The organism is Sphingomonas trueperi (assembly GCF_011927635.1).
GTDB lineage: Bacteria > Pseudomonadota > Alphaproteobacteria > Sphingomonadales > Sphingomonadaceae > Sphingomonas > Sphingomonas trueperi.
This window is the reverse complement of sequence record NZ_JAATJB010000001.1, coordinates 164,472-187,954: the sequence shown is the minus strand read 5'-3', so window position 1 is coordinate 187,954 and position 23,483 is coordinate 164,472. Positions and strand designations below refer to the sequence as shown.

Genomic DNA, 23,483 nt, shown 5'->3' with positions numbered 1-23,483 from the left:
AAGTATCACGACACTTTTCGAGTTGCAAACCTGCCATCGCCCAGTAACGTAACTCTCGATGTTTCATGATTCGAGGTTTAGAGAATGTACGACGTCATCGTCATCGGGGGCAGCTTTGCAGGCCATGCGGCCGCGTTGCAGTTGGCACGGGCGCGGCAAGACGTGCTGCTGATCGACGCAGGCACGCCTCGCAATCGCTTTGCCGACGCCTCGCACGGATTTCTGTGCCAGGATGGCAGGGCTCCCCACGCGATTCTGCAGGAAGCGGCGCGCCAGCTGCTCGCCTATCCCACCGCCGAGATCGTGCAGGCCGAGGCGCTGCGTGCCGAGAAGCTTGCCGGCGGCTTCGTGGTGCCTCTGGCGAACGGCAGCGATCGCCGCGCGAAGCGTCTCGTTCTGGCCACCGGGGTGACGGATACGTTGCCGGAGCTTCCCGGCATGGCCGAGCGGTGGGGCGCTACCGTTCTCCATTGCCCCTATTGCCACGGCTATGAGGTGCGCGATCGCCCCCTGGGCATCATCGCCAACCACCCCATGTCCGCGCATCAGGCGGCGCTGATTCCGGACTGGGGGCCGGCGACCTTCTTCACCCAGGGCATGTACGAACCGGATGCGGAGCAGGCGGCGCTGCTCGCCCGGCGCGGGGTTTCGATCGAGCGCAGCCCCGTCGTCGCGCTGCTGGGCGACGCGCCCGCGCTCGCCGGCGTGCAGCTCGAGGACGGGCGGGTCTTACCGATGGAGGCGGTCTTCACGGCGCCTCGAACGCACCCGACCAGTGCGATCGCTTCGGAGCTCGGCTGCGTGATGGAAGAAGGGCCAAGCGGTCCGTTCCTGACGGTGGATGCCTGGGGTGCCACCAGCGTGGAGGGAGTTTATGCCGCGGGCGATGCGACCAGCCCGATGCACAATGCCACCCTCGCCGCTGCCTCGGGGGTGCTTGCCGGGGTGGGCGCGCATCAATCGCTGATGCGCTCCTGAGGGCGCTGCGGCTGGGATACTCCTGCCAATGCCCTTCCAGGAGGAGGGCAGGGACCGAGTCATGCCGCCAGCGGGAAGCGCAGCAGCTTGCGCTCGGTCGCGATCAGCGCCTCGGCGCCCGGACCCACGGCGCGCACGATTTCCGGATGGCCCGCGTCCAGCCCGCCGGTGAGCGCGCCGAAGGCCGGCAGGATCAGCTTGGTCCCGGTCGCCACGAAGCAGCGGCGCGCGACATGGCGCCCGCGCACGGTCAGGCGGAGCTTGGGGTGGAAGTGGCCCGACAGCTCCGGCCGCGGCTCGCCCACTTCGGCTTCGTGGCGCAGCACCAGGCCGTCCACCTCGGCTTCCTCGTGCACCACGCCGCCGCAATGATCGACCAGCACCGAATCATGGTTGCCGGTGATCCAGTGCCAGGCGAGGCTGCCGGTCAACGCGGTCAGCATCGCGCGGGCCTGTGCGGGCAGCCGCTCGCAGCCTTCGACGTCATGGAAGCTGTCGCCCAGGCACCAGAGCTCGATCGGGGCCACCCGCTCGACCAGCGCGGTCAGTGCAGATAGTGTCGCCAGCGTGTCATAGGGCGGCAGCATCTGGCCGCCGAGGGCGAACCAGCTCGCCTTTTCGAAATGCAGGTCGGCGACGAGCAGCGCCCGCCGCGCTGGCCAGTAGAGGGCGCCCTCGGGCAGCGCGCGAAAGTCATGGCCGGCGAACGAAAGGGGAACCATGGTGCTGCTATCCCGCGTCCGTTCGCCGGCGTCAATGCTTGTCAGGCGGCTACCGTCGCGCGCTCGGCTGCGGCAGTCTCGCCCAGCGCTCCCAGGATGCGCACCCAGGAGCGGATGCCCTTGTGGAAGCTCTTCAGTTCGTACTTCTCGTTGGGCGAGTGGATATTGTCATCGGGCAGCGCGAAGCCGACCATCACGCTGTCCATCCCCAGGATCGAGCGGATCGAGTTGACCACCGGGATCGAGCCGCCGCAGCCGAGCAGCGCGGATTTGCCCCATTCGGCATCGAGCGCACCCTGCGTGGCCGCCAGCGGGCCGCTGTCGCTCGCCAGGCTGATCGCGAAGCTGCCGGGGCCGCGCGTTACGAACTCGGCCGAGCAATCCTCGGGCAGGCGGGCGCGGACATGGGCCTGGAACGCCTCCCACACCTGGTCCGGATCCTGGGTGCCGACCAGGCGGAAGCTCACCTTGGCATGCGCTTCGGCCGGGATCACCGTCTTGAAGCCCTCGCCGGTATAGCCGCCCCACATGCCGTTGATCTCGGCAGTCGGGCGCGACCAGACCTGTTCGAGCACGGTCTTGCCGGACTCGCCGGCGGGCACGCGCAGGCCGATCTCGCCGAGGAATTCGCCCGCGTCGAAGCCGAGCTTGTTCCAGCTCTCCAGCACGGTCGGGTCGGTATCGGGCACGCCGTCATAGAAGCCGTCGAGCGTCACCCGGCCGTCGGCGTCCTTCATCTCGCCGAGGATGCCGGCGAGCAGCTGGAGCGGGTTGCGCGCCGCGCCGCCATAGAGGCCCGAATGCAGGTCGCGCGAGGGCCCGCGCACCGTCACCTGGCCGGCGGCCATGCCGCGCAGGCCGATGGTGATGCCGGGGGTGTCGCGGTCCCACATCAGCGTGTCGCAAATCAGCGCGAAATCGGCCTTCAGCTCCTCGGCATGGGCGTGGAGGAAGGGCTCCAGGCTGGTCGAGCCCGATTCTTCCTCGCCCTCGAACAGGATGGTGACGCGGCAGGGCAGGCGGCCCTCGGCCTCCTTCCAGGCACGGCACGCCTCGACGAAGGTGCGCAGCTGGCCCTTGTCGTCCGAGGCGCCGCGGCCGACGATCGTCTTCGATCCGTCCGCGCGGGTGTCGATCCACGGATCGAACGGGTCGCGCGTCCACAGCTCGATCGGGTCGACCGGCTGGACGTCGTAATGGCCGTAGAACAGCACATGCGGCCCGTCGCCGTCATGGTGCGCGACCACCATCGGGTGCCCCGGCGTCTCCGCGACGCGCGCCTGGAAGCCGAGCTCCGCCAGTTCGGCGGCGAGCTGCTCGGCGGCGCGGCGGCAGTCGGCGGCATAGGCCGGATCGGTGGAGATGGAGCGCACGCGCATCAGCGCGGCGAGGCGCTCGACGCTGGAATCGAGCTGCGCATCGGCGATCGCAAGAACGGAGTCGGTCATGGGCCTCCAGCTATGCCGCGCCGTGCCCGCCCGCAACCCCGCCGGAGGGGCGGGGGTGTCTCGAAAGGGTTGCCGCTCCCCTGGCGCTCTGAGATAGTCGCGGGACGGGGAAGGGACCGCGTGACAACGATAAGCGAACCGGGGACGAGCGCGGGGTACGGCGCGTTCATCAGCTACAACCATGCCGATCGTGCCCGGGCGCGCTGGCTGCACCGTGCGCTGGAGCGCTATCGCATCCCCGCCAAGCTGGTCGGGCGCGAGGCCGCGTTCGGGCCTGTGCCGCGGCGGCTGGGGCGGATCTTCCGCGATCTCGACGAGCTCTCCGCCGCCAGCGACCTGAGCGCCGAGGTGCGCGCGGCGCTGGCTGAGTCCGCCTGCCTGATCGTCGTCTGCACCCCAGCGGGCGCCGCCTCGCAATGGGTGGCGCGCGAGATCGCGCTGTTCCGCGAACTCCATCCCGATCGCCCGGTGCTCGCCGCGCTGTTCCAGGGCGAGCCCGCCGAGGCGCTGCCGCTGCCGCTGCGGCGCACCGCCGACGGCGCGGAGACCGAGCCGCTCGCCGCCGATTTCCGCGAGGGGCGCGACGGCAAGCGGCTGGCGCTGCTCAAGCTGGTCGCCGGCGCGGTGGGGGTGCCGCTCGACGCGCTGGTGCAGCGCGATGCGCAGGCGCGGGTGCGGCGCGTGACGGCCGTCACGGCGCTCGCGATTCTTTTGCTGCTAGCCATGGCCGGATTGACGATCCTGGCCGTGCGGGCCCGCGGGGAGGCGGAGGCTCGGCGTGCCCAGGCGGAGGGGCTGGTGGAATTCATGCTGACCGACCTGCGGGGCCGGCTGAAAGAGGTTGGCCGGCTCGACGTGCTTCGGGAAGCCAATGCGCGCGCGCTGCGCTATTATGGCGAGCAGGATCTGGCGACGCTGCCCCCCGACGTCCTCGCCCGCCGCGCCCGCGCGATCATGACGATGGGCGAGGATGCGATGGAGGCCAAGGAAACCGCCCGCGCCCGCGCCGCCTTCCTCCAGGCCAATCGCATCACCCACGCGCTGATCGAGCGGGAGCCGAATCAGTACGACATCGTGTTCGCGCATGCGCAGAGCGAATTCTATCTGGGCTTGCTGCACTTTAAGGCGGGAGAACTGGCGGCGACCGAGCCGCATTTCGAGGCCTATGCCGCGCTGGCGCATCGGTTGATGGCAATTGATCCCGCCGATGCGCGCAGCGCAGAAGAAATATCCTATTCTGCTACCAATCTATGTGCATTGCGAATGGAACAGCACACGGCAGATCGAACAGTGGCGTTGTGCGGGGAAGCCCTTCGTGCGGCCGAAACGTTAGCGCGGCGCGAGCCAAATTCGGACCAGCGCTGGCGTGAAGTCGCCAACCGACAAGGGTGGCTGTCAGATGCATATATCGTCGTCGGCGATTTGGATGCCGTGTTAGCGCTACGGCGTAAGCAGGTCGAGTTGCTTGAGCGCCTTTACTCCCGGGAATCACGTAATGTTCGCACTCAGCGCATGCTGATTTGGGTTGAACGTGCTTTGGCTGAAGTGGAATACCGACGGGGCAACTTTTCAACAGCGGTGCGCCAAATGCGTAAGGCCGTTGCGGACCTCCGTAAATTGACGGAGTTGGATACGAAAAATCAAGAACTCGCGGATAGATTGAAGGAGATGGACGAGGCTCTTATTAAAATGGAAAGGCGTGCTAAATGAATGGTAAGTATCCTTTATCAATTTTGCCACCATCATATATTAAACTAGTCAAGCGATATCAAATATTCGCTAGCAGTAAGGGTGGTTATCCGCTGAGCGATTTGAATTTTCATATTGAAGGATATGAGGATGTCGATCGCTTTGGCAACGGAAAGCAAGTGACCGAGACGGATGACTTTACCAAGATCGTCCGCGACTTCGTGGCCGCGCCGCCAAACATTACGCCTATCCTTGTCGGCCCGACCACTCCTCCGCCAACGCCGCTCGATATCGTCGTCCGCGAGCCTTGCTGCGTCATCTTCAAGCTGATCGGCGATTTCTGGGAATATACGCCCAACAGCCTGTATGTCAGCACGAAGCACGAATATCCGGACGGCAAGTATCGCCGGGCCTTTCCGCTGCTCGATAACAACGGCAGGATCGCCGCCGTCGGGTTCTTCGTCGAGTACGTAACCGATCCGCAGCACCGTAAGACGTGCGAAGGACTCAATCTGTACGTGGACTTTTTGCAGGGAGATATGCGCATGCCGACGATCATCGATCCAGAAGTGGAAAATCAGGGTGGCCATCTTCCGCCGAAGGACCCGAAGCCGCAGGAGCCCGACAGCAACGATTGAACGAGGCTTCGCTGCAACGTGTTAGGGGAGTATGCCGGGTAGGATGACGTCGAGTGTGCTAGCGATAACGGCCCAGGCGCGTGCCGGTGCGCTCGATCTCGCCTGGCGGATGTTTCGCGACGCGGGCTATGACCGCGTCGCGGACGATCCCGCCGTGCTCAGCCTGCGCGGCAGGCTCCTCAAGGACGAGGCGCTGCTGCTCGCCGGCGAGGCCCGGCGGCAGCATGCCCGCGAAGCCGCCGCCGCCTATAGCGCGGCGGCGCAGCTGGCGCCGGCCCCCTATCCCCTGATCAACGCGGCGACGCTCGCGCTGATCGCCGGCGACACGGCGGGCAGCCGGGCGCTCGCCGCCGATGTGCAGGAACTGCTCCAGGCCGGCGTTCCCGACGAAACCCCCTATTGGCTCGGCGCGACCGAGGCCGAGGCGCTGCTGCTCGCCGGCGACCGCGACGCCGCAGAGACCGTGCTCGCCCGCGCGATCGGCGCGGCGCCGCTCGCGTGGGAGGACCATGCCTCGACGCTGCGCCAGTTCGGCGTGATCCTCGCCGAGCAGGGCGCACCGGCGGCATGGCTCGATGCCTATCGCCCCCCGCGCAGCCTCCATTTCGCCGGCCATATGCGCCTGCCCGAGGACGTGGCGGCGCTTTCCGATTCGATCGATGCGCTGCTGGCGCAGGAACGGGTGGGCTTCGGCTATGGCGCGCTCGCCGCGGGCGCCGACCTGCTGATCGCCGAGCGGCTGATCGCGCGCGGTGCCGAACTCCACGTGGTGCTCCCCGGCGACGTCGCGGCGTTCGTCGATCGTTCGGTACGCCCGCATGGCGAAGGCTGGGTGACGCGCTTCGAGGCGGCGCTGGCCGAGGCCGCCAGCGTCCAGGAAATGGGCGAGGCGAGCCCGGCGGCGTTCATGCCCTCGGTTCGGCTCGCCGATCTCGTCGCGATGGGTCGCGCGGCGATGCATGCCGGGCTGCTCCAGTCCGAAGCGGTGCAGCTACTGCTCGGCCCCGCCTCGGTCGACGAGGTCGGCCAGAGCGCGCATGCCGGCGGGCTGTGGCGCAAGGCGGGGCGGCGCCAGCATCTGCTGCCGCTGCGCGCGCCCTCGGGGCCCCAGGGCGCCGATCGCACCGCGCCGCAGGTGATCTCGGTGCTCGCACTCGACCTGCTCGGCGACGAAGGCGAGGATTTCGCCGCGCTCGACCGCGATGTCGCCGGGCGCCTGCCGGCGCTGCGCCAGGCACTGTGCCACACGCCCACGCTCGCCATCCGCTGGACGGCGCGGCGGCTGCTGATCGCGTTTGAGGGCACCAGCCAGGCCTATGCCGCGGCGGTGCGGCTGTCGGCGACACTGGGCGCGAGCGGTCCGTTCCGCCAGGCGCTGCATATCGGCCTCGCCACCGCGATCGACGATCCGGTGACCGGTGCGCCGGTGCTGCTGGGCGGCGCCTTCGATCTCGCCGAACGCCTGCTGGGAGTAACCACGGCGGGTGCCACCTTCGCCAGCGAAGCCTTCGCCGCCAGCCTCGCCGCGTGCGAGGCCGATGCGGGGCGGGCCGAGCTGGTGGGGGAGATGGCCCTGGTCGGCCAGGCGCCGACGACCGTCTACGCGCTCAAGCCGCGGTTCAGACGATAAGCGCTTCGAGGCGGGCGGGGGCGACGATCTCCAGCCCGTCCTCGTGCCGCTGGACGATGCCGCGCCGCTCGAGCGCGGAGACTGCGCGGGAGACGGTCTCGCGCGCGGTCTGGACGCGCAGCGCCAGGTCGGACAGCACCGGCAGCGGGCGGATCCAGCGCCCGTCCTGCGCGCGGGCCAGGCGCAGCAGCTCGGCATGGACGCGGCCGTTGGCGGAAAGCGTCAGCCGCGCCGAGACCAATTGGCTGAGCGCGCCGAACTGGCGCACCATCGTCTTCGCGAGGACGAGGCCGACACAGGCATGACGCTCGGCCAGCGCGTAGAAGTCGGCGGTGGCGAAGCTCGCGATCTGGCTGGCCATGGTGGCGGTGCAGTCGCTCGCCTGTTCGCGGCCGGGATCGACGCCGCCGAAGATGTCGCCGGGGTGATGCTCGGCGATCTGGAGCACGCGGCCGTCCAGCGTCACCATCGCGGCGCGGACATGGCCTTCGAGCAGCACCAGCACGCGGCCCAGCCGCTCGCCCTGATGCACGACGGTGGCACCTTGGGGGCAGCGACGGAGCATCGCTGCCCCGGCCAGCTCGGCCGCGACCGCTTCGCTGCACGCGAAGAGTTGGGCGAACCGCGTCGCCAGGTCGATCTCGCTTGCCCCCACGCCCTGCGTTCGATGTAAAACTGCGTCGCCACCATGTTGGCTGCAGCGCGGCATGGCAAGTCCGATCCGGAGGGACGGAGTCGGATTTGGATGTTTTATCCTATATTCGCGCGTCGGTTCAGACCGGCTGGAGATCGATCGCGAACAGCGCGCCGCCGCCCTCGGCATCCATCGCCCGGATCGGCGCGGACATCGCCCCGGCAAAACCCTTGGCGATGGCGAGCCCCAGCCCGCTGCCGCCCGCCCGGTCGCTGCCGGTGCCGCGCGCGAAGGTTTCGAAGATCGTCGCTTCCTCGCCGGGGGGGAGGCCCGGGCCATGGTCGCGCACCGCCAGCCGCACCGCATCGGGGCGGCGCTCGCCGAGGATCTCGATCGGGCCCTCGCCGCCATGCACCGCGGCGTTGGAGAGCAGGTTGAGCAGGATGTGGTGGAGCAGCCGCGGGTCGGCGCGGACCAGCGGCAGATCGGGCGGCACGCGCAGCACCAGTTCGCGTCCGGCCAGCACGTCGCGCAGGTCGTGGACGGCGGCGGCCGCGGCGTCGGTGAGGTCGATCGGCTCGAGGCTGAGCGCCACAGCGCCGGCGTCGATCCGCACCATGTCGATGAGGTTGTCGAGGAAGCGCCGCAGCCGGGCGACTTCGGCGCGGGCGATGGCGGTCGCCGGCTCGTCGGGATGGGCATGGGCGAGCGCATCCACTGCGGCTGCCACCGAGGTGAGCGGCGTGCGCAGATCATGGCCGATCGAGGAGAGCAAGGCCGCGCGCAACCGGTCGCGCTCGCGCAGCACCGAGACTTCGCGGACGTCCTGCTCCAGCCGTAGCCGCTCATGCGCCAGCGCGGCCTGGCCGAGCAGGGTGGAGAGCAGCAGCGCGCGATCGGGGGTGATCGGCTCGCGGCCATCGGGCGCGGCTAGGCCGATCACCGCGAGCACGCCCAGACTGGTGCGCAGGGGGTGAAACTGCCAGTCGGCAGCGATCAGCGTGCCGGTGCCGACCCCGCCCGCCTCGCCGCTGCTCCACGCCCATTCGGCGGCGGCATGGTCGACCGCACCCATCGGCGGCGCGTCCTCCGGGCAGCTGGCGATCCGCGTCAGCGCGCCGGCGCGTCGGATCAGCAGCAGCACCGAAACGTCGAGCAGCCGGGCGATCTCCTCGCAGACGACGCGGCTGGTGGATTCGGTGTCCGAGGCGCGGGCGAGTGCCTGGCCGAAGGCGGCAATGGCGGCATTCTCCTGCGCGCTGCGCGTGCCGAGCGTCGCCCGCGTCCGCAGCCTTCCGGTGAGGTTGGCGGTGAACATTGCGATGCCGGTCAGCACGAAGAAGGTGAGCACGCTCTGCGGCTCGCCGATGGTGAAGGTGTAGAGCGGCGGCAGGAAGAAGAAGTTGTAGGCGAGCCCGCCGATCATTGCGGTCGACACGCCCGGTCCGAAGCCCGAGCGGAAGGCGATCAGGATCACCGGCAGCAGGAACAGCAGGTCGGTGCCGCCCGCGCCGATCAGCGGCAGCGTCAACCGGCCGAGGATTACCGTCAGCGCGACGGCAAGCGCGCCGAGCAGATGCTCCTGCCAGCGGCCGAGCGCGGGCAGGGCGGCGGGGCGCCGCTCACGCACCCGCTCCTCGGTCGAGGGCAGGACGTGGACCGCCACGCCCTGGCTGGCGCGCAGCATCGATTCGACCACCGAGCCGTGGCGCAGTTCGAACCACCAGCTGCGGCGCGAGCGGCCGATCACCAGTTGCGTCGCGCGCATGCCCGCGAGATGGGTGCGCAGCCCGTCGATCACGGTGGCGGCGGGCACGATGGCGACGGTGGCGCCGAGGCTGGTCGCCAGTTGCAGCGTCTCGGCGACGCGGTGGCGCTGCTCGGGGCGGAAGCGTTCGGCGCGCGGTGTCTCGATGAACACCACCTGCCAAGGGGCTTTCAACGCGTCGGAAAGCCGTTTGCCCGCGCGGACCAGCCCGTCGCCGCCGGGCAATTCGCTGACCGCCACCAGCACGCGCTCGCCCGCCGCGAAGGTGCCGGGGACGGCGAGCGCATCGAGATGGTCGAGCATCGCTCGGTCGACGCTGAGCGCCGCACGGCGCAGCGCCATTTCGCGCAGCGCCGAAAGATTGGCTTTGGAGAAAAAGTGCGCCAGTGCGCGGCTGGCCTCGGCGGGCACATAGACCTTGCCTTCCTTCAGCCGGTCGATCAGCTCGTCGGGCGGCAGGTCGACCAGCTCGATCTCGGCATCGTCGAAGATCGCGTCGGGCACGGTCTCGCGCACCCGCACCCGGGTCACGCTCGCCACCACGTCGTTGAGGCTCTCGACATGCTGGACGTTGAGCGTGGTATAGACGTAGATGCCGGCGTCGCGCAGCTCCTCCACGTCCTGCCAGCGCTTGGGATGGCGACAGCCGGGGGCGTTGGTGTGGGCGAGCTCGTCGACCAGCACCAACGCCGGGCGGCGGGCGAGGATCGCGTCGAGATCCATTTCGTCCAGGCGGTGGCTCTGATGCTCGACCGCCTTGCGGGGCAGGACCTCGAAGGGCGCGACCAGCGCCTCGGTCTCGGCGCGGCCATGCGTCTCGACCACGCCGACCACCACGTCGGTGCCGGCGTGCAGCCGCTCGGCGCCCTTGCGCAGCATCTCGAAGGTCTTGCCGACGCCCGGGGCCGCGCCGAGGAAGATCTTCAGCCGCCCGCGCGCCTCACGCCGGGCTTCGCGCAGCAGCGCATCGGGATTGGGGCGGTCGTTCATCGCCGCTCTTGGTAGTGCGCCCGCGGCCCCGGCGCCACGCCCCACCGTCCGACTATATGGAATCTTAATGCCGGTCCCCGGCTTTCGCCGTCGAAGCTTAACGGCCACCAGCCCTAGATCGCCCGCAAGGCTGCCACCCGGCGGCGCAAACAAGGGCCAACCCCATGTCCGACATTCTCTGGCTCGCCGCGCTCGGCGGGCTTTTCCTGCTGACGCTGGCCTTCGTCCAGCTGTGCGTGAAGGCCTGAGCGATGGGCCTGCACCTGATGCTCGCCGGCGCGACCGCACTCGCGCTGCTCCTCTACCTGGTCGCGGTGCTGCTGCGGCCCGAGCGTTTCTGAGGAGGGCCGCATGACACTCCAAGGCTGGGGCTTCATCGCCCTGTTCGTCGCCATCCTCGTGGCCGCTGCCAAGCCGATGGGCCTGTGGCTCTTCGCGCTCTACGAAGGCCGCCGCACCCCGCTTCACCGCGTACTCGGCCCCGTCGAGCGCGGCATTTACCGCATCGGCGGCATCGATCCCAATGCCGAGCAGGGCTGGCGCGCCTATGCGCTGCACCTGATCCTGTTCAACCTCGCGCTCGCGCTGCTCACCTATGCGGTGCTGCGCCTCCAGGCGGTACTGCCGTGGAACCCGCGGGGGCTTGCCGGCATGGGCGCGGACGGCGCGTTCAACACCGCGATCAGCTTCGCCACCAACACCAACTGGCAGGGCTATGCGGGCGAATCGACGCTCTCCAACCTGTCGCAGGCGCTGGGGCTGGCGGTCCACAACTTCACGTCTGCGGCGACCGGCATCGCCATCGCCTTCGCGCTGTTCCGCGGTTTCGCCCGCAAGGAAGCGCGCGGGATCGGCAATTTCTGGGCCGACTTCACCCGCGTGACGCTCTACCTGCTGCTGCCGATCTGCCTCGTCTATGCGCTGTTCCTGGTGGCGTGCGGCGTGCCGCAGACGCTGGCCAGCAGTATCGACGCGACCACGCTGGAGGGCGCGCGCCAGACGATCGTGCTGGGCCCGGTCGCCAGCCAGGAAGCGATCAAGATGCTCGGCACCAATGGGGGCGGCTTCTTCAACGCCAACTCGGCGCACCCGTTCGAGAACCCGAGCGCGCTGACCAATCTGGTACAGATGCTGTCGATCTTCCTCGTCGGCGTCGGCCTCACCTGGACCTTTGGCAAGGCGGTGGGCGACACCCGCCAGGGCTGGGCGATCCTCGCCGCGATGGCGGTGCTGTTCCTCGGCGGCGTCGCGGTGACCTATGCGGCGGAATCGGCCGGCAACCCGGCACTGCATGCGCTCCATGTCGCCGGCGCGAACATGGAGGGCAAGGAGACGCGCTTCGGCATCGTCGCCAGCTCGCTGTTCGCAGTCGTCACCACGGCCGCGTCGTGCGGCGCGGTCAACGCGATACACGACAGCTTCACCGCGCTGGGCGGCCTGATCCCCCTGTTCAACATCCAGCTCGGCGAGATCGTCGTCGGCGGCGTGGGTGCGGGCATCTATGGCTTCTTGCTGTTCGCCATCCTCGCGGTGTTCGTCGCCGGGCTGATGGTGGGGCGTACCCCCGAATATGTCGGCAAGAAGATCGAGGCGCGCGAAGTGAAGCTGGCGGTGCTCGCCGTCGCCGTGCTGCCGCTCTGCATCCTCGGCGGCGCTGCGCTCGCCTCGGTGCTGCCGGCGGGCCTTGCGGGCATCGCCAACAACGGCCCGCACGGCTTTTCGGAGATCCTCTACGCCTTCACGTCCACGACCGGCAACAACGGCTCGGCCTTTGCCGGCCTCTCGGCGAACACGCCCTTCTACAACGCCATGCTCGGCATCGCGATGTGGCTCGGCCGCTTCTTCGTGATCGTGCCGGTGCTGGCGATCGCCGGTAGCCTCGCCGCCAAGAAGCAGGTCGCCGGCGGCGTCGGCGCCTTCCCGACCACCGGCGTGCTGTGGGTGGGGCTGCTCGTCGGCATCATCCTGATCCTGGGCGGGCTCACCTTCCTGCCGAGCCTGGCGCTGGGGCCGATCGCCGATCACGTCACGCTGCTGCGCGGCCAGCTCTTCTGAGGACAAGACCATGTCTGCACCCAAGTCCATCTTCGCGGCCGAGCTGATCGGCCCGGCCATCGGGGACGCGTTCCGCAAGCTGAATCCGCGCGAGCTGATCCGCAACCCGATCCTGTTCACCACGGCCGTCGCGGCGCTGCTGCTCACCGTCCTGCTGGCGATCGGCGGCGAGCCGCTGCCGGTGGGGTTCCAGGTCCAGCTGATCGTCTGGCTGTGGCTGACCGTGCTGTTCGGCACCTTCGCCGAGGCGCTGGCCGAGGGCCGCGGCCGCGCCCAGGCGGCGTCGCTGCGCGCCACCAAGTCCGAGCTGGAAGCCAAGAAGCTCACCGGCGTCGGCGAGACCTGGCGCAAGGTCGAGGCGCATCTGCTCGAGCGGGACGACCTCGTGCTGGTCGAGACCGGTGACCTGATCCCGGCCGACGGCGAAGTCGTCGAGGGCGTCGCCTCGGTCAACGAGGCCGCGATCACCGGCGAAAGCGCGCCGGTGATCCGAGAGGCGGGCGGCGACCGCTCGGCCGTTACCGCCGGTACGCGCGTCATTTCCGACAAGATCATCATCCGCGTGACCCAGGATCCCGGCAAGGGCTTCCTCGACCGGATGATCGCGCTGGTCGAGGGCGCCGAGCGGCAGAAGACCCCGAACGAGATCGCGCTGACCATCCTGCTCGTCGGCCTGACGATCATCTTCCTGATCGCGGTGGGCACGATCCCGGCCTTCGCCACCTATGCCGGCGGTGCGATCCCGATGGCGGTGCTGGCGGCACTGCTGATCACGCTGATTCCGACCACGATCGCCGCGCTGCTCTCCGCGATCGGCATTGCGGGCATGGACCGGCTGGTGCGCTTCAACGTGCTCGCCAAGTCCGGCCGCGCGGTGGAAGCCGCAGGCGACGTCGACGTGCTGCTGCTCGACAAGACCGGCACCATCACCATCGGCGACCGCCAGGCGAGCGCCTTCCACCCGCTGACCGGCGTGGAAGAGCGGACGCTGGCCGAAGCCGCGCTGATCGCCAGCCTTGCGGACGAGACCCCCGAGGGCCGCTCGATCGTGACGCTCGGCCGCGAGAAATTCGCGTTTGATGCCGAGCTCGATGCCGACGCCGAAGTGATCCCCTTCACCGCGCAGACCCGCAGCTCGGGCGTGCGCCAGGGCGATACGGTGATCCTGAAGGGCGCAGTGGATTCGATCCTGAAGATGGATCCGGACGCCGCCGGTGCCGCCGAGCTCAAGCGCATCACCGACGGCATTGCCCGCGGCGGCATGACCCCGCTGGCAGTGGTCCGGGGCGGCCGCCTGCTCGGCGCGGTGGCGCTGAAGGACGTCGTCAAGGCCGGCGTGCGCGAGCGCTTCGCCGAGCTGCGCCGGATGGGCATCCGCACGGTGATGATCACCGGCGACAACCCGCTCACCGCCGCCGCCATCGCCGCCGAAGCGGGCGTGGACGACTTCCTCGCGGAGGCCACCCCCGAGGACAAGCTCGCGCTGATCCGCCAGGAACAGCAGGGCGGCAAGCTGGTCGCGATGTGCGGCGACGGCACCAACGACGCCCCCGCGCTGGCCCAGGCGGATGTCGGCGTGGCGATGAACACCGGCACCCAGGCGGCGCGCGAGGCGGGCAACATGGTCGATCTCGACAGCGATCCGACCAAGCTGATCGAGGTCGTAGGCCTCGGCAAGCAGCTGCTGATGACCCGCGGCGCGCTCACCACCTTCTCGATCGCCAACGACGTCGCCAAATATTTCGCGATCATCCCGGCGATGTTCGTCGCGCTCTATCCCGGCCTCGGCGTGCTCAACGTGATGGGCCTGTCGAGCCCGACCAGCGCGATCCTGTCGGCGGTGATCTTCAACGCGATCATCATCCCGTTCCTGGTGCCGCTGGCGCTCAAGGGCGTCACCTACAAGCCGATGGGTGCTGGACAACTGCTCGCCCGCAACCTTGCCATTTACGGCCTGGGCGGCCTCGTCGCCCCCTTCATCGGCATAAAAGTAATTGATCTGGCCGTTGCCGGCCTCCACCTCGCCTGAGGATCTGCATCAACATGTTTCGTACGCTTCTTTCGTTCGCGTCGCTCACCGTCGTTGCCGTTCCGGCCTTTGCGCAGGACAGCGTGCCTGCCGCCCCGGCGATGACGGCGCCGGCAGCGCCGGCGCTGTGCACCGACCGCCCGACCAAGTCGAACTTCGCCTGCACCGTGCCGCAGGGCATGGTCCAGCTCGAGACCGATCTCGGCAACTGGGCCCGCACCGATGCGGGCGACACCCGCGTCGACACGATCCTCTACACCAACCCGACGTTCAAATATGGCCTGACCGGCTCGTCCGACATCGAGGCGAGCATCGCGCCCTATGCAACGGTGCGCACCCGCACCGCGGAGGGCACCCAGACGCTGCGTGGCGTCGGCGACCTCACGCTGCGGCTGAAGCAGCGGATCACCGATCCGGCGGGGCAGGTGCAGATCGCGCTGCTGCCTTTCGTGAAGATCCCCACGGCGAAGACGGGTATCGGCAATGGCCAGACCGAGGGCGGGGTGATCGTGCCGGTCAACATCGCGCTGCCCAAGGGCTTCACGCTCACCTTTGGGCCCGAAGGCGACGTGCTCGCCGACAGCGACGGGCACGGCCACCATGCCCAGCTGGTCGGCACCGCCAATCTCGGCAAGGCGGTCACGTCGAAGTTCACACTGATCGGCGAGTTCTGGGTTGCCCGCAATTTCGACCCCGCGGGCCATGTCACCCAGACCTCGGTCGACATCGCCGCGACCTATTTGCTGCGGCCGACGCTGCAGCTCGATCTCGGCGCCAATTTCGGCCTGAACCAGGCCACCCCCGATGCCCAGCTCTATCTGGGCGTCTCCACCCGCTTCTGAGGAGGATATCGCCATGCGTTCCGATCTCGTTTCCGGCCTTCGCCCCGCCCTCCTGTTCACCCTGATCTTCGCGGCGTTGCTGGGGATCGTCTATCCGCTGGTAGTGACCGGCGCCGGGCAGCTGCTGTTCCCGGCACAGGCCAATGGCTCGCTGGTGCGCGACGACGCCGGCAAGCTCCGCGGCTCGATGCTGCTGGGCCAGAGCTTTGTGGGCGACAGCTATTTCCAGGGTCGCCCGTCGGAGGCAGGCAATGGCTATGACTCGCTCGCCTCGGGCGGCTCGAACCTGGGCCCGGCCTCCAAGAAGCTTGTCGACCGGGTGGCTGCCGACCAGAAGCGCCTGGGTGCCGACGCCCCGGCCGACCTGCTCCAGGCCTCGGGTTCGGGCCTCGACCCCGAGATCAGCCCGGAAGCGGCGCGCTTCCAGGTGGTGCGCGTCGCCAAGGCACGCGGCATCGCGCCCGATCGCGTCGCGCAGCTGGTCGACGCCAACATGCAGGGCCGCCTGTTCGGCATCATCGGCGAGCCCCGGGTCAACGTGCTCGCGCTCAACCTCGCGCTCGACCGGCAGGGCGGCGGTCGCTAAGCCAAGCCATGGCGAGCGCAACCAAGGTCCTGATCGTCGAGGACGACAGCCATATCCGGCGGCTGCTGCGCGGGGCGCTCACCCGCGCAGAGCACCAGGTGATCGAGGCGGCGACCGCGCGCGAGGCGATCGCCGCCTTCGGCATCGACAAGCCCGACGCGGTGCTGCTCGACCTCGGCCTGCCCGATCGCGACGGCATCGAGCTGATCCAGCAGGTCAAGGCGGGCGGGGCGGCGGTGATCGTCGTTTCGGCGCGTACCGATACCAGCGAGAAGGTCGCCGCGCTCGATCTCGGCGCCGACGATTACTGCACCAAGCCGTTCGATACCGAGGAACTGCTCGCCCGCCTGCGCACCGCGCTCCGCCACCGCATCGCCGGATCGGCCGAGCGCGAGCAGCTGGTGGTGGGCAGCGTCGAGATCGACCTGCTCCATCGCCGCGTGCGCAGGAATGGCGCGCCGGTGCATCTCGCCCCTAAGGAATATGGCGTGCTGGCGCTGCTCGCCGCGCATCCCGACCGGGTGATCGCGCATGGCCAACTGCTCCGCGACGTGTGGGGCCCGGCGCATGTCCAGCAGCTTGACTATCTGCGCATCGTCGTGCGCAACCTGCGCCAGAAGCTGGAAGCCGACCCCAGCCGGCCGCAGCTGATCCTCAACGAGCCCGGCGTGGGCTACCGGCTGGTGGTGGCGTAGGGAGGATCGGCGGGTCCTGCACACGCTTTCTACCTCCCTCTGCTTCCCACTTCATATGCTCGATGAAAACGTTTGCGCAGCAAACACAGTTTGTTGCTGCCCGTTGCTGAAAAGCCACAACAGCGCGCGCTCATTTAATTGACAATTTGTTTTTCTATTGCGAAACTCTCCGCAAGAACCGCGAACTCAAATCTGACAGCGCGGTCACAAAGAACCGATGAGGGGCCTGGGGGCCCTCGGGTGGAAGAGGGAGAAGGATCGTGTCCTACGGCAATCTGTTTCGTTCGTCGGCCTCCGCGCGTCAGCGGCTGCTGGCCCAGCTGATGCTCGGCACCAGCCTGTGTGCTGCGCTGCCGGGGCTGGCCTTCGCGCAGGCCGCGACGACGCAGCCGCAGGCCGGCAACACGTCCGCGCCGCAGAACGCCGCGCCCGGCGACGGCGAAGGCGACATCGTCGTCACCGGCTATCGTGCCTCGATCGAGACCAGCCTGGCGCAGAAGCGCGACGCCAATGCGTTCGTCGACGTGATCACCGCAGAGGACGTCGGCAAGTTCCCCGACAAGAACGTCGCCGACGCGCTGCAGCGCGTGCCGGGCGTGGTGATCGAGCGCGACGGCGGCGAAGGCAGTCGGGTGAGCATCCGCGGTCTCAGCTCGGACCTGACGCTGACCGAACTCAACGGCAACTTCATCGCCTCGGCGGATTCCGGCGATCCTTCGCGCAGCTTCAACTATCTGCTGCTCCCCGCCAACCTGATCGGCAGCGTCGAGGTGTTCAAGTCCTCCGAGGCGCGGCTGGACGAAGGCGGCGTCGGCGGCGTGATCATCAACCACACGCGGCGCCCGTTCGACCTCAAACCCTGGTCGGGCAACGTCCAGGTCGAGGGCACCTATTCGGACGTCACCAAGAAGGTCGAGCCGAGCGTCTCGGGCCTGCTTTCCTGGCACAACGAGGCCAAGACCTTCGGCCTGTTGCTGGGCGCCACCTACCAGGTCCGCACCAACCGTACGCTCAGCGCCGCCACCGAGAGCTGGCACTGGTGGACCGACGCGAACAACCCGAAGCAGGCGACCGACGTCAACGGCAAGACCTTCGCCAATGACGACGCCATCTCCTATTGGAACGACGGCGTGACCACCCAGGGCGGCACGCATTATAACGGTTATTGGGCGCCGCAGTCGGTCGACGAGACCGTGCTGATCGAGAAGCGCAAGCGGCTCGGCATCCAGGCGACCGCGCAGTGGCAGCCGTTCGAGGGCTTCAACCTCACCGCCAATTATTTCCGCTTCCAGCTCAACGGCGACAACGTCTCCAACCTCATCAAGATTCCCGAATGGGGCTATGGGAATTTCTTCACCGGCGGCCAGTTCGACAAGAGCGGCACGATCCTCACCTCGGCGACCTTCCAGGTGCCGCCCGATGGCACTGCTTGCCGCACCGGCACCTCGCCCTGCACGATGGAAACACCGGCGATGCAGAGCTATTATGCGCGCCAGAAGACCGTCTCGAACACCTACGATCTGCACGGCGACTATACGCATGATCGCCTGACCGTGTCGTTCGCCGGCGGCAAGACCCGCGCCACCGGCGGCCCCTCCTTCCAGTTCTACGCCCAGGCCAAGCCGCGGCTGGTGGTTGGTGACGGCCTTGCCAATCGCGTCAACGGCAACATGCTGAGCCAGTGGAGCTTCACCGACCAGTCGGTGGCGATGCAGTTCTCGCCCGAGCTCCAGCAGAACCTGATGAAGGGCATCTCGCAGGTCGATCTCGGCTCGACCGGATCGGGCTATACCAACAGCGCGATCGAGCAGAAATATGCCCAGATCGACCTGACCCGCCGCTTCGACAGCTTTATCGACTCGATCCAGGTCGGGGCCAAGTGGCGCGAGGGCAAGGTGGAGCGGCAGACCGGGCGCTTCGAATGGTATTCGGATGCGGCGAACACGCTGCGCTACCAGGATACCGCGGGCGCCGCGGTCACCCAGCCGGCCTTCTTCCTGAGCCAGCCGATCGGCAACATCGCCGGCGGCTTCTCGACGAGCGTCTTCCCGGCGTTCAACATGGACAATTATCTCGCCTATCTGAACAAGACCTATAACGGCCCGGTGCGCGTGCCCGAGCCCGAGAACCGCTACGACATCAAGGAGCGGATCTGGGCGGGCTATGCCCAGGCGAACTTCAAGATGAACAATGTGCGCGGCAATATCGGCCTGCGCGTGGTCAGTACCAAGCAGTCGGGCGTCTCGACCGACGTGATCTATTACGAGAATGATTACTGCCAGAACACCAACGGCAACCCGTTCACCCCGCCGCCGGTCGGCCCGGACGGCAACTGCCTGGTGCTGCCGCAGGCGCAGCGCGAAGTGAAGGTGTTCAGCCCGAACGACGAGTCCAAGAGCTACACGGACTTCCTGCCGAGCTTCAACATCTCGTGGGAGGTGACGCCCAACCTGCTGCTCCGCGGCGCGGCATCGAAGGTGATCGCGCGGCCGGGCTATGGCGACCTCGCCGGCGCGCGCTCGCTGACCTTCAACTCGGACGCGTTCGTCTATGACCGCGCGCAGTTCGGTGCGCTGCCCGGCTGGTTCGGCAGCGGCGGCAACTTCAACCTGAAGCCGTTCAAGGCGTGGCAGTATGACGTCGGCGTGGAATGGTATTTCCACCGTGGCTCGGTGCTGGGTGGCACGCTGTTCCGCAAGGACGTGTCGGACTTCATCGTGCCGCTGGTGCTCGACATCCAGAGCGAGGTCGCCGGCAACACCGTGACCGTGCAGCAATATTCGACCCAGGCGAACGGCTCCAACGCCGTCTCGCAGGGCATCGAGCTCTATGCCCAGCACACCTTGCCCTTCGGCCTCGGCGCGCAGGTGAACTTCACCTATAACGACACCTCCGTCGCCGAGATCACGCTGGACGGCAAGAAGGTGGGCGATTCCCCGCTGGTGGGCAGCGCGAAGACGCAGATCAACGGCTCGATTTTCTACGAGAACAGCAAGCTGCTGCTGCGCGCCTCGTACAACCGTCGCGGCGAGCGGGTCGGTGGCATCCAGTCGGGCCTGAACGTCTATTCGGACCCGTATGAGCAGATCGACCTCAACGCCTCGTACAATTTCTTCGAGAATTTGCAGCTGACCGCCTCGGTGATCAATCTCACCAAGTCGGAGGAGCGGGCGCATCTCGGCAATGACACCGACGCCCGCTTCATCAGCAATCAATATACCGGCCGCCGCGCCTATCTGGGCCTCGCCTACAAATTCTGATCAACCCCCCCTCTGGCGGGGCGGCCACGTGCCGCCCCGCCACCTTTTTTCCGCTTTTCATGCTGCGGATCGGCCAAGGAGAGGCTCATGCGAACGAAGCTCCGCCGGGCGCTCGCCCTTCTCGCCCTGATGGCGCCGCTCGCCGCCTCCGCGTCCAACCCGATCGTGCGCGGCTGGTATGCCGATCCCGAGATCCGGGTGTTCGCCGGGCAGTACTGGATCTACCCCACCTATTCCGCCGATGACGGCGCGCCCGATCGCACCCGCCGCTTCACGCCCGCGCAGGAAGAAGCGCGCAAGCGCAAGACGGTGCGGCCCTCCTACGCCTACCAGACCTTCTTTAACGCCTTCTCCTCGCCCGATCTCGTCCACTGGACGAAGCACTCCCATGTCCTCGACGTGACGCGGATTTCCTGGGCGGCCTATGCGATCTGGGCGCCCTCGGTGATCGAGGCGCAGGGGCGCTACTACATGTTCTTCTCCGCCAACGACATCCAGAGTGACAAGGAGCAGGGCGGCATCGGCCTCGCGGTCAGCGACAAGCCCGGCGGCCCCTTCCGCGATGCGCTCGGCAAGCCGCTGATCGGCGGCTTCCACAACGGCGCGCAGCCGATCGACCCCTTCGTGTTCCGCGACACCGATGGGCAGGTCTATCTCTATTATGGCGGCTGGCGGCACTGCAACGTGGTGCGGCTGAGCAAGGACCTGCGCCGCGTGCTGCCCTATCCCGACGGTTCGACCTGGAAGGAGATCACGCCGCCGGGCTATGTCGAGGGCTCCTTCGTCATCAAGCGCAAGGGGATCTATTACCTGATGTGGTCCGAAGGCGAATGGACGGGATCGGACTACCGCGTCGCCTATGCGACCGGGCCGAGTCCCACGGGTCCGTTCACGCCGCGCGGGACCATCCTCCAGGAGGATCCGAAGATCGCGCGCGGGGCGGGGCACCATTCGGTGGTCAACGTGCCCGGCACCGATCGCTGGTACATCGCCTATCACCGCCGCCCGCTCGCCGACCAGCAGGGCGAGCACCGCGAACTCGCCATCGACCGCATGACCTTCAACCCAGACGGCTCGATCCAGCCGGTCACGCTCACCAACCAGGGCGTGGCGCCCGAGCCGCTCCGCCGCACCCGCCGCAATTAACGACGCGCCCAGCCAAAGGAACCCTCGTGCCCCTTTTCTCCGCCAAGCCGCTCCGCGCCGCTGCCTTCGCGCTCCTCGCCAGCGTCGCCACGCTGCCTGCCATCGCGCAGCAATCCGATCGCAGCGAGGCGCTGGTCGATCTGGTGAACCCGCTGATGGGCACCGATTCCACCTATGAGCTGTCCTACGGCAACACCTATCCGGCGGTGGCGGTGCCCTGGGGCATGAACTTCTGGACCCCGGTCACCGGCAAGCCCGGCAGCGGCTGGGGCTATATGTACCATGACAACAAGATCAACGGCATCAAGCAGACCCACCAGCCCAGCCCGTGGATGAACGACTATGCCGCCTTTGCGCTGATGGCGGAGACCGGCCCGGTGCGGATCCGCGAGGCCGAGCGCGCCTCCTGGTACAGCCACAAGGCCGAGGAGAGCCACCCGTACAGCTACCGCGTCTACCTCGCCGACTATGACGTGACCGCCGAAGTGGCGCCCACCGCGCGCGCCGCGCAGTTCCGCTTCACCTTCCCCAAGGCCGACGACGCGCATATCGTGCTCGATGCCTTCGCCGGCGGATCGAGCGTCACCATCGACCGCGCACGGCGGCGGATCAGCGGCTGGGTGCGCAACAACCATGGCGGCGTGCCGGGCAATTTCCGCAACTATTTCGTCGCCGAGTTCGACCATGACTTCGCGGTCACGCGCAGCTGGGACGACAATTGGCAGCTGACCGCGGCCGCGCAGCGCGAGGGCGATCACGTCGGCGCAGTGGTGAGCTTCGCCACCCGCGCGGGCGAGCAAGTCCATGTGAAGGTCGCCTCGTCCTTCATCAGCCCCGAACAGGCCGAGCGCAACCTCGCCAGCGAGATCGGCGGCGACGACTTCGAGCAGACCAAGGCCAAGGCCAAGGCGGCGTGGGAGAAGGAGCTCGGCCGCGTCCGCGTGACCGATCCCAATCTCGACAATCGCCGCACCTTCTATTCGGCGCTGTACCGCATGCTGCAGTTCCCGCGCATGTTCTACGAGATCGATGGGCAGGGCCGCCAAGTGCACTACAGCCCCTATGACGGGCAGGTGCATCCCGGACCGATGTACACCGACAACGGCTTCTGGGACACGTGGCGCGCGGTCTTCCCCTGGTTCGCGCTGATGTACCGCGAGCGCGATGCCGAGATCATGCAGGGGCTGGTCAACACCTACAAGGAAGGCGGCTGGCTGCCCGAATGGGCGAGCCCCGGCTATCGCGACGTGATGATCGGCTCCAACTCGGCGATCCTGATCGCCGATGCGTACCTCAACGGCGTGCGCGGGTTCGATATCGAGCCGCTCTACGAGGCGATGGTCAAGAACGCGACGACCAGCCAGGGCCGGCCGAAGGACAAGAACGGCAATGTCGTCGGCGCGGTCGGCCGCGAGGGCGCGGAGTATTATAACCAGCTCGGCTATGTGCCCTATGACGTCGGCATCAACGAGAATGCCGCGCGCACGCTCGAATATGCCACCGCCGATTTCTCGCTCTCGCGCCTCGCCGCGGCGCTGGGCAAGAAGGACGATGCCCGCCTCTATGCCGGGCGGGCGCAGAATTTCCGCAAGCTCTACGATCCCGAGAGCGGCTGGATGCGCGGCCGCAACAAGGACGGGTCGTGGGAGACGCCGTTCAATCCGTACAAATGGGGCGATGCCTTCACCGAGGGCAATGCGCTGCATTACAGCTGGTCGGTGATGCAGGACGTGCAGGGCCTGATCGACCTGATGGGCGGCGACGCCAAGTTCGTCGACCGGCTGGACTCGGTGTTCGCCACCGCGCCAATCTTCGACGACAGCTATTATGGGCAGGTGATCCACGAGATCCGCGAGATGCAGATCGTCGACATGGGGCAATACGCCCATGGCAACCAGCCGATCCAGCACATGATCTATCTGTACGACTGGGCCGGGGCGCCGTGGAAGACGCAGGCGCATGTCCGCGACGTGATGCGCAAGCTCTATGCCGCCACGCCGGACGGCTATCCTGGCGACGAGGACAATGGCCAGACCTCGGCCTGGTACGTCTTCTCGGCGCTCGGCTTCTATCCGGTGACGCCGACGGTCGGCCAATATGCGGTTGGCAGCCCGCTGTTCCGCAACGTCCGGCTCACCATGCCCGGCGGCAAGGTGCTGACGATCGAGGCGGCCAACAACAGCGCCGAGAATGTCTACATCCAGTCCGCCACGCTGAACGGCCGCGCTTATGCCAAGCCCTGGCTGTCGCGCGAGGCGCTGCAGGCCGGCGGCACGTTGCGCTTCGTGATGGGGCCGACGCCGAACAAGAACTGGGGCGCGCGCAAGGCCGATGCGCCCTTCTCGATGAGCGCGCCCAAGTGAGCGCGGGGGA

The 23,483-nt window shown here is 67.8% G+C and carries 17 protein-coding genes; 13 read left to right on the top strand and 4 right to left on the bottom strand.

The window, feature by feature from the left end:
• Positions 1-84 precede the first annotated feature (84 nt).
• Complete coding sequence (locus tag GGR89_RS00900) at positions 85-978, top strand: NAD(P)/FAD-dependent oxidoreductase (protein ID WP_125975467.1); 894 nt, start codon at positions 85-87, stop codon at positions 976-978.
• A 59-nt stretch (positions 979-1,037) separates the two neighbouring features.
• On the opposite strand, the gene pdeM is transcribed toward GGR89_RS00900, so the two are convergent.
• Both pdeM and GGR89_RS00890 read right to left on the bottom strand, forming a co-directional pair.
• On the bottom strand, positions 1,038-1,700 hold the full coding sequence (pdeM, locus tag GGR89_RS00895) for a ligase-associated DNA damage response endonuclease PdeM (protein WP_125975469.1): 663 nt from the start codon (positions 1,698-1,700) through the stop codon (positions 1,038-1,040).
• A gap of 41 nt (positions 1,701-1,741) precedes the next feature.
• Positions 1,742-3,148 carry a M20/M25/M40 family metallo-hydrolase gene (locus tag GGR89_RS00890; RefSeq protein ID WP_125975471.1) on the bottom strand — a complete coding sequence of 469 codons (1,407 nt, stop codon included), beginning with the start codon at positions 3,146-3,148 and terminating at the stop codon, positions 1,742-1,744.
• 120 nt (positions 3,149-3,268) lie between these two features.
• On the opposite strand from GGR89_RS00890, the gene GGR89_RS00885 reads away from it, so the two are divergent.
• Genes GGR89_RS00885 through GGR89_RS00875 form a run of 3 tightly spaced genes read left to right on the top strand, consistent with a single transcriptional unit; the run spans position 3,269 to position 7,105 of the window.
• The gene (locus GGR89_RS00885; protein ID WP_167712687.1) at positions 3,269-4,858 is read left to right on the top strand and encodes a TIR domain-containing protein; all 1,590 of its coding nucleotides are present in this window, start codon (positions 3,269-3,271) and stop codon (positions 4,856-4,858) included.
• Positions 4,855-5,475 carry a nucleotide synthetase gene (locus GGR89_RS00880; RefSeq protein ID WP_125975475.1) on the top strand — a complete coding sequence of 207 codons (621 nt, stop codon included), beginning with the start codon at positions 4,855-4,857 and terminating at the stop codon, positions 5,473-5,475. The genes GGR89_RS00885 and GGR89_RS00880 overlap by 4 nt, the downstream gene beginning before the upstream one ends.
• 43 nt (positions 5,476-5,518) lie before the next feature.
• Positions 5,519-7,105 (top strand): tetratricopeptide repeat-containing protein, encoded by a 1,587-nt coding sequence (locus tag GGR89_RS00875; protein WP_125975477.1) that lies wholly within the window; start codon positions 5,519-5,521, stop codon positions 7,103-7,105.
• Here the strand turns inward: GGR89_RS00875 and GGR89_RS00870 are convergent.
• Positions 7,095-7,760: a Crp/Fnr family transcriptional regulator gene (locus GGR89_RS00870; RefSeq protein WP_164521858.1), complete on the bottom strand. Its 666-nt coding sequence runs from the start codon at positions 7,758-7,760 to the stop codon at positions 7,095-7,097. The two genes, GGR89_RS00875 and GGR89_RS00870, sit on opposite strands and share 11 nt — an antisense overlap.
• Before the next feature lie 118 nt (positions 7,761-7,878).
• A complete protein-coding gene (locus GGR89_RS00865; RefSeq protein ID WP_167712685.1) occupies positions 7,879-10,497 on the bottom strand; it encodes a sensor histidine kinase in 2,619 nt (872 codons plus the stop codon).
• A 251-nt stretch (positions 10,498-10,748) separates the two neighbouring features.
• Here GGR89_RS00865 and kdpF point away from each other — a divergent pair, with 251 nt between their 5' ends.
• The 9 genes from kdpF to GGR89_RS00820 all read left to right on the top strand — a co-directional run bounded on the left by kdpF (position 10,749) and on the right by GGR89_RS00820 (position 23,473).
• On the top strand, positions 10,749-10,838 hold the full coding sequence (gene kdpF / locus GGR89_RS00860; protein ID WP_093295902.1) for a K(+)-transporting ATPase subunit F: 90 nt from the start codon (positions 10,749-10,751) through the stop codon (positions 10,836-10,838).
• A 10-nt stretch (positions 10,839-10,848) separates the two neighbouring features.
• Entirely contained in the window at positions 10,849-12,552 is a 1,704-nt protein-coding gene (gene kdpA, locus GGR89_RS00855) for a potassium-transporting ATPase subunit KdpA (protein WP_125975483.1), read from the top strand.
• 10 nt (positions 12,553-12,562) lie between these two features.
• The gene (gene kdpB, locus GGR89_RS00850) at positions 12,563-14,581 is read left to right on the top strand and encodes a potassium-transporting ATPase subunit KdpB (RefSeq protein ID WP_125975485.1); all 2,019 of its coding nucleotides are present in this window, start codon (positions 12,563-12,565) and stop codon (positions 14,579-14,581) included.
• Between the two features lie 14 nt (positions 14,582-14,595).
• Positions 14,596-15,423, top strand: coding sequence for a transporter (locus GGR89_RS00845; protein ID WP_125975487.1), 828 nt, complete (start codon positions 14,596-14,598; stop codon positions 15,421-15,423).
• 13 nt (positions 15,424-15,436) lie between these two features.
• The gene (gene kdpC / locus GGR89_RS00840; protein WP_125975489.1) at positions 15,437-16,009 is read left to right on the top strand and encodes a potassium-transporting ATPase subunit KdpC; all 573 of its coding nucleotides are present in this window, start codon (positions 15,437-15,439) and stop codon (positions 16,007-16,009) included.
• An 8-nt stretch (positions 16,010-16,017) separates the two neighbouring features.
• A complete protein-coding gene (locus tag GGR89_RS00835) occupies positions 16,018-16,704 on the top strand; it encodes a response regulator (RefSeq protein WP_125975491.1) in 687 nt (228 codons plus the stop codon).
• A gap of 260 nt (positions 16,705-16,964) precedes the next feature.
• Entirely contained in the window at positions 16,965-19,964 is a 3,000-nt protein-coding gene (locus tag GGR89_RS00830) for a TonB-dependent receptor (protein ID WP_241213563.1), read from the top strand.
• Between the two features lie 87 nt (positions 19,965-20,051).
• The gene (locus tag GGR89_RS00825) at positions 20,052-21,110 is read left to right on the top strand and encodes a glycoside hydrolase family 43 protein (RefSeq protein ID WP_125975493.1); all 1,059 of its coding nucleotides are present in this window, start codon (positions 20,052-20,054) and stop codon (positions 21,108-21,110) included.
• A 26-nt stretch (positions 21,111-21,136) separates the two neighbouring features.
• Complete coding sequence (locus tag GGR89_RS00820) at positions 21,137-23,473, top strand: GH92 family glycosyl hydrolase (RefSeq protein WP_125975496.1); 2,337 nt, start codon at positions 21,137-21,139, stop codon at positions 23,471-23,473.
• The last annotated feature ends 10 nt before the right edge of the window (positions 23,474-23,483 follow it).